The sequence below is a fragment of the Burkholderia sp. Se-20378 genome, assembly GCF_017104665.1.
Classification (GTDB): domain Bacteria; phylum Pseudomonadota; class Gammaproteobacteria; order Burkholderiales; family Burkholderiaceae; genus Burkholderia; species Burkholderia lata.
On record NZ_JAAGPG010000069.1, the window covers coordinates 1 to 7,132 of the forward strand.

General features: G+C 64.5%; 6 protein-coding genes. 5 read left to right on the plus strand and 1 reads right to left on the minus strand.

The window, feature by feature from the left end:
- The coding region (icd, locus tag G3N93_RS10810) for an NADP-dependent isocitrate dehydrogenase (protein WP_206132999.1) at positions 1-807 on the minus strand (807 nt) is incomplete at its 3' end.
- A 277-nt stretch (positions 808-1,084) separates the two neighbouring features.
- Between icd and G3N93_RS10815 the strand changes: the two genes are divergently transcribed.
- The 5 genes from G3N93_RS10815 (at position 1,085) to G3N93_RS10835 (ending at position 6,319) form a co-directional block, all read left to right on the plus strand.
- A complete protein-coding gene (locus tag G3N93_RS10815) occupies positions 1,085-1,663 on the plus strand; it encodes a pseudouridine synthase (RefSeq protein ID WP_206133000.1) in 579 nt (192 codons plus the stop codon).
- A gap of 281 nt (positions 1,664-1,944) precedes the next feature.
- Complete coding sequence (locus G3N93_RS10820) at positions 1,945-2,160, plus strand: hypothetical protein (RefSeq protein WP_011352970.1); 216 nt, start codon at positions 1,945-1,947, stop codon at positions 2,158-2,160.
- A gap of 160 nt (positions 2,161-2,320) precedes the next feature.
- Positions 2,321-2,821, plus strand: a complete 501-nt coding sequence (locus G3N93_RS10825; RefSeq protein ID WP_011352971.1) for a DUF192 domain-containing protein — start codon at positions 2,321-2,323, stop codon at positions 2,819-2,821.
- Positions 2,822-3,038: 217 nt separating this feature from the next.
- The gene (gene fusA / locus G3N93_RS10830) at positions 3,039-5,144 is read left to right on the plus strand and encodes an elongation factor G (protein WP_174941498.1); all 2,106 of its coding nucleotides are present in this window, start codon (positions 3,039-3,041) and stop codon (positions 5,142-5,144) included.
- Between the two features lie 164 nt (positions 5,145-5,308).
- The gene (locus tag G3N93_RS10835; protein WP_174941971.1) at positions 5,309-6,319 is read left to right on the plus strand and encodes a HoxN/HupN/NixA family nickel/cobalt transporter; all 1,011 of its coding nucleotides are present in this window, start codon (positions 5,309-5,311) and stop codon (positions 6,317-6,319) included.
- Positions 6,320-7,132 lie beyond the last annotated feature (813 nt).

The window sequence follows — 7,132 nt, forward strand, 5'->3', positions numbered from 1 at the left end:
GAAAAAAAAAATCCACGGGCCGCCGTCGATCAGCTCGCCGCCGAATTCCTTCTGTGCAAGCGCGTAGCCGGCGTCACGGAACAGGCCTTCCGTGAACTTCATGATGTTGCCCTTGTGCACCAGCGTGACCGACTTGCGATCGTTGTCGATCGCGTACTGGATCGCCTTGCGCACGAGACGCTCGGTGCCTTCGGTCGACACGGGCTTGACGCCGATCCCCGAAGTTTCCGGGAAGCGGATCTTCTTCACGCCCATCTCGTCCTGCAGGAACTTGATCACCTTCTTCGCCTGCTCGGAGCCCGCGGCCCATTCGATGCCCGCGTAGATGTCTTCCGAGTTCTCGCGGAAGATCACCATGTCGATCTTTTGCGGCTCGCGCACCGGCGACGGCACGCCCTTGAAGTACTGCACCGGGCGCAGGCACACGTACAGGTCGAGTTCCTGGCGCAGCGCGACGTTCAGCGAACGGATGCCGCCGCCGACCGGGGTCGTGAGCGGCCCCTTGATCGACACCACGTATTCCTTCAGCACCTGCAGCGTTTCGTCCGGGAGCCACACGTCCGGACCGTACACCTTCGTCGCCTTCTCGCCCGCGAAAATCTCCATCCAGTGGATCTTGCGCTTGCCCTTGTAGGCATGCGCGACCGCCGCGTCGACGACCTTGATCATGACCGGGGTGATATCGAAGCCCGTACCGTCGCCTTCGATATAGGGAATGATCGGCTGATCGGAAACGTTGAGCGAGAAGTCCTTGTTAACGGTGATCTTGTCACCGCCTTCCGGAACCTTGATGTGCTGATACGGCATGATCGACTCCAGTGACGTGGCTGAGCAGGTGATGCTGGTCGAAGCTGCGCGCGCGGCGGGGGCGCGGCATGGCCACCCCGTGACGGCAACAGCGAGCCGCTATTCTAGCGCCCCAACCGGGCACTTCGGCATGAAGCGCGGCACTGCGTATCAAGACCCCACTTATGTCTTATATAAGACAGAGGACTTGCCGTTCCGTATTATGCATTAAGATTCCGCCATTTGCCATAGACTACCCGCCCCCGCTTCCCGCGGCGCGCCGGGCGGATGCCCCGCCATGAACCTGATCGCCCTCAACAAGCCGTTCGGCACGATTTGCCAGTTTTCCGCGCACGAGACGCGCCCGTCGCTCGGCGACTGGGTAAAAACGCCCGGCGTCTACGCGGCCGGCCGGCTGGACGCGGACAGCGAGGGGCTGCTGCTGCTCACCGACGACGGCGCGCTGCAGGCGCGCATCGCCGAGCCGCGCCACAAGCTCGTCAAGCGCTACTGGGCGCAGGTCGAGGGCGCACCCGGCCCCGCCGACCTGAAGGCGCTCGCGCGCGGCGTCGACCTCGGCGACTACGTGACGCGTCCGTGCCGCGCCGAACTCATCGAACCGCCCGACACGCTGTGGCCGCGCAACCCGCCGATCCGCTACCGCGCCGCGATCCCGACGACGTGGATCGAGCTGGCGATCACCGAAGGCAAGAACCGGCAGGTGCGCCGGATGACGGCGGCCGTCGGCTTCCCGACGTTGCGCCTGGTGCGTGTCGGCGTCGGCGCACTGGATATATTCGCGCTCGGCATTGCACCCGGAGAAACAATCGCGCTGCCGCCGCGCGCGCCGTGGGATGGTTTCGCGCCCGCCGCATGACGAATTCGGGACGGGCGAATTTTTCGTCATCTTTTTCGTCAACCGCCTGCGAAGATCGCGCGTTAAACCGAGCAGATGCCAACCTTAGCTATCCGGCATTGGCAGCCGAACCCGTGTTTGCGTCACGAAAGCGACGTTTTTATCGAATACGATTCGGCGCCCGCAGCGCAATGAGAAATTTCTCGAAGCGTCTGTCAACCGAAAGGTGGATGGCACCGTTAGACGACATGACTCCTATTGCCGGGTCATTTGGTTAATTAACTAAAGCTGAGGAACACAACATGAACAAACTGATCGCCGCTCTGGTCGCTGGCCTCTTCGCAACGGCTGCTTTCGCACAAGCATCGGCTCCGGAAGCTGCTCCGGCTGCTGCTGAAGCTGCTTCGGCACCGGCTAAGCACGCTGCCAAGAAGCACCACGCAGCTAAGAAGCACCACAAGGCATCGAAGAAGGCTGCAGCAAGCGACGCAGCAGCACCGGCAGCTGCTTCGAACTAAGTAAGCTTGCTGTAATAACGCAGTCAAGAACACGCAGTCTTGCCGTTCTTACGGCGTTGAAAGGCAGATCACCGCAAGGCGATCTGCCTTTTTCTTTTTTGTGCCCGCCTGCACGCATCGCGTACCATGCGGGTCTTGTTTTCCAGATAGGAGCCTTGCTGTGCAATTCTCCCTGCGCTCGTCGCTCGGCCGCCTTGCGCGCGCCGCCGTGTTTCCCGCCGCGCTCGCCGTCATGGCGTTCGGCATGCAGGCCGCCAGCGCGCAAGTGCCGCCCGGCGCCAAGCAGCCGAGCGAATTCCCGCGCGTGAAGCTGCGCGCCGGCATGTACGTGATCGACGCGGCCGTCGCCGCGAACGACCCCGACCGCGAACAGGGGCTGATGTACCGTTCGCAGCTCGCGCCGAACGAAGGCATGCTGTTCGTGTTCAACGAGAACGCAGTGCACTGCTTCTGGATGAAGAACACGCTGATTCCGCTGTCGATCGCGTTCATTCGCGCGGACGGCACGATCACCGACATCGACGAGATGAAGGCCGAGACGACCGACAACCACTGCCCGCGCAACAACGGCGTCTATGCGCTCGAAATGAGCAAGGGCTGGTTCGCGGCGAAGGGCATCAAGCCCGGCATGAAGCTCGAAGGCCTGCCGCAGGCCCAGTAACGGCCATCGCCGCGGCGTCGCGCCGCGCACCGACCGAAGCCGGCCGCCCGTTGCGCGCCGGCTTTTTTTTCGCCCGCCGGCGGTGGCGCCCGACTTGATTCCACCGGCGCCGGCCGCATCTGCAAAAGCCACGCACAAGCGCTATGCTTTAAGTCTCGCTTGTCCAGCCCGGGCCCGCACTGTCGGCCCGCTTACATCCGAACCCAAGGAGGTTCACGTGCCCCGCAAAACCCCCATCGAGCGCTATCGCAATATCGGGATCAGCGCTCACATCGATGCCGGCAAAACCACGACGACCGAGCGCATCCTGTTTTACACCGGCGTGAGCCACAAGATCGGTGAAGTGCACGACGGCGCGGCCACGATGGACTGGATGGAGCAGGAGCAGGAACGCGGCATCACGATCACGTCGGCCGCGACCACGGCCTTCTGGAAGGGCATGGCCGGCAACTATCCTGAGCACCGGATCAACATCATCGACACGCCCGGGCACGTCGACTTCACGATTGAAGTCGAGCGCTCGATGCGCGTGCTCGACGGCGCGTGCATGGTCTACGACTCGGTCGGCGGCGTGCAGCCGCAGTCCGAAACCGTCTGGCGCCAGGCCAACAAGTACAAGGTGCCGCGCATCGCGTTCGTCAACAAGATGGACCGCGTCGGCGCCGATTTCTTCCGAGTGCAGCGGCAGATCGGCGAGCGCCTGAAAGGCGTCGCCGTGCCGATCCAGATTCCGATCGGCGCGGAAGATCATTTCCAGGGCGTCGTCGATCTCGTGAAGATGAAGGCGATCGTGTGGGACGACGAAAGCCAGGGCGTGAAGTTCTCGTACGAGGACATCCCCGCGAACCTCGTCGAGCTCGCGCACGAGTGGCGCGAGAAGATGGTCGAGGCCGCGGCGGAAGCGAGCGAGGAACTGCTCGAGAAGTACCTGCACGACCATGAGTCGCTGACCGAGGACGAGATCAAGGCCGCGCTGCGCAAGCGCACGATCGCGAACGAGATCGTGCCGATGCTGTGCGGCAGCGCGTTCAAGAACAAGGGCGTGCAGGCGATGCTCGACGCGGTGATCGACTACCTGCCGTCGCCGGTCGACGTGCCCGCGATTCTCGGCCATGACCTGCACGACAAGGAAGCGGAGCGTCATCCGAACGACGAGGATCCGTTCTCGTCGCTCGCGTTCAAGATCATGACCGACCCGTTCGTCGGCCAGTTGATCTTCTTCCGCGTGTATTCGGGTGTGGTCGAATCCGGCGACACGGTGCTGAACGCGACGAAGGACAAGAAGGAGCGACTCGGCCGGATCCTGCAGATGCACGCAAACGAGCGCAAGGAAATCAAGGAAGTGCGCGCGGGCGACATCGCGGCGGCCGTCGGCCTGAAGGAAGCGACCACCGGCGACACGCTGTGCGATCCGGCGCACCCGATCGTGCTCGAACGCATGATTTTCCCGGAGCCGGTGATTTCGCAGGCTGTCGAGCCAAAGACGAAGGCCGACCAGGAAAAGATGGGCCTGGCGCTGAACCGTCTGGCACAGGAAGATCCGTCGTTCCGCGTGCAGACCGACGAAGAATCCGGGCAGACGATCATTTCGGGGATGGGCGAGCTTCACCTCGAAATTCTGGTCGACCGGATGAAGCGTGAATTCGGCGTGGAAGCGACGGTCGGCAAGCCGCAGGTCGCTTATCGCGAGACGGTGCGCACGCCGGCGAAGGACGTCGAAGGCAAGTTCGTCAAGCAGTCGGGCGGCCGCGGCCAGTACGGGCATGCGGTGATCACGCTCGAACCGAACCCCGGCAAGGGCTACGAGTTCGTCGACGCGATCAAGGGCGGCGTGATTCCGCGCGAATACATTCCGTCGGTCGACAAGGGCATCCAGGAAACGCTGAAGAGCGGCGTGCTGGCGGGCTATCCAGTCGTCGACGTGAAGGTCACGCTGACGTTCGGTTCGTACCACGACGTCGACTCGAACGAAAATGCGTTCCGGATGGCCGGTTCGATGGCGTTCAAGGAAGCGATGCGACGCGCGAAGCCCGTGCTGCTCGAACCGATGATGGCCGTCGAGGTGGAAACGCCTGAAGACTTCATGGGCAACGTGATGGGCGACCTGTCGAGCCGTCGCGGCATCGTGCAGGGGATGGAAGACATCGCAGGCGGCGGCGGCAAGCTCGTGCGCGCCGAAGTGCCGCTCGCGGAAATGTTCGGCTATTCGACGTCGCTGCGGTCGGCCACGCAGGGCCGCGCGACCTACACGATGGAGTTCAAGCAGTACGCGGAAACGCCGGCCAACGTATCGGAAGGCGTGATCAGCGCGAAAGTGAAGTAAGCGCGGCGCGCTCGCGCGCTGCCGCTTGCAGACAAGGCCCGTCCGGTTCCGGACGGGCCTTTTTTCATTCGGCGCACGCGGCGTTCGCGGCTTTTTGATCGGCAAGCCAGGCATTTTTTTCGCGTGCCACAATGGATCGCGATTCGTCAGATGGAACCCGCCCGATGCCGCCCACCCCTGCCCTGCGCCGCCTGCTGATCCTCTATGCCGGCCTGATCGCCGCGAACGCCGCCGTCTGGCTGTGGGCGCTCGCCGTGTTGCGCGATCATCCGCTACTGCTCGGCACCGCGGCGATCGCGTATGGGCTCGGGCTGCGTCATGCGGTCGACGCCGATCACATCGCCGCGATCGACGTTGCAACGCGCAAGCTGATGCAGGAAGGCCAGCGTCCGGTGAGCGTCGGGCTGTTCTTCTCGCTCGGCCATTCGACGATCGTGATCGCCGCGACGCTCGGCATCGCGCTGACCGCGTTCGCGCTGCGCGACCGGTTCGATGCATTCCGCGAGATCGGCGGCACGATCGGCACGGCCGTGTCGGCCACTTTCCTGCTCGTGCTCGCGTGCGTGAACCTGGTGATCCTGCGCGACGTGTGGCGGCGCTATCGCGGCACGCACGGGCACGCGCACGATGCCGCGCATGTGCACCGTCCCGCCGGGCTCGTGTCCCGGCTGCTGCGTCCGCTGTTCCGGTTCGTGTCGAAGAGCTGGCACATGTATCCGGTCGGCGTGCTGTTCGGGCTAGGTTTCGATACTGCAACCGAAATCGGCCTGCTCGCGATTGCCGCCGCGCAGGCGAGCCAGGGGTTGCCGGTTTATACAGTCATGCTGTTTCCCGCGCTTTTCACCGCCGGCATGACGCTGATCGACTCGACCGACAACGTGCTGATGATTCACGCGTACGGCTGGGCGATGGACGATCCGCAGCGCAAGCTGCTCTACAACGCGAGCATCACGTTCGTGTCGGCGGCCGTCGCGCTGGCGATCGGCGGGATCGAGGCAGCCGGCCTGCTGGCCGACAAGCTGTCGCTGACGGGCCCCGTGCGCGACGCGCTCGATGCGCTCGGCGAGCGCTTCGGCTCGATCGGCTACGGCATCGTCGCCCTGTTCCTCGTCTGCTGGATCGCGTCGATCCTGTTCCACCGCTGGCAGCGCGCGGCCGATGCGCCTGCGCGCTGAACTTAACTCAGACGTTTCATTCCGGAAACAAAACTCCCCCCAAGACGTTGCATGCGCCGTCGCGCGCTTGCGTGCGCCTTGTGCGACGGGCGCAAGCGGCCGGTGGCACGGATCTCGCAGATAGGGATTCGCACGGCGGGCCCGCATGCCATCCCGCGCTCGAGGCTGACGTCCAGCGCCCGCCCGAACGCGATCGGCTGCCGACAGGACTACGAACCTTTAACGGCCCCCTGCACCACACGTAGATCGCCGCGCGGCGACGAGGCATCGCGCGCATGGGGAGGCCATGATGCTCAAGACGAAACAACCGTTCCGTACGCCGGGACGGCGCTATCGCGCAACCTTGTTCGCCGCGGCCGCGTTCGCGTGCTGCTGCTCATATGCCGTCGCACAGGATGCGACACCGGACGCCGCGGCCGATGCAGTTGCCCACGCGGACGCCATCATGACGCTGGTCGACGACGCTTCGCCTTGCGCAGCCAACCCGGCTGCGTGCGCGGTGCACGTCTTCGCCGGCGGACGCGCTGGCGGTAATGGCGCAGGCCCAGGCAGCAATGGCAGCGGCGGCAGCCCCGGTAGCGGAAATGGCAACAGCAGCGGTAGCGGCAACAACGGGAACGGTACCGTCGGGCCTGCTGGCGTCGGCGGAACGACGAGCGGAACATCCGGCGGCACGAGTGGTTCGGGTGGCTCGGGCCGCGGAGGCAATACGTCTGGCAGCGGGGGTTCGGGTGGTGGGTCTTCCAGGGGTGGATCTTCCGGGGGTGGGTCTTCCGCGGGTCGGTCTGCCGGGGGTGGTACGTCGGGTGTCGG

What these genes read in the sequence shown, in the direction of transcription:
- G3N93_RS10815 (WP_206133000.1), top strand. Translation starts at nt 1,085, where the DNA reads ATGAACCTGATCGCCCTCAACAAGCCGTTCGGCACGATTTGCCAGTTT.
- G3N93_RS10820 (WP_011352970.1), top strand. Translation starts at nt 1,945, where the DNA reads ATGAACAAACTGATCGCCGCTCTGGTCGCTGGCCTCTTCGCAACGGCT.
- G3N93_RS10835 (WP_174941971.1), top strand. Translation starts at nt 5,309, where the DNA reads ATGCCGCCCACCCCTGCCCTGCGCCGCCTGCTGATCCTCTATGCCGGC.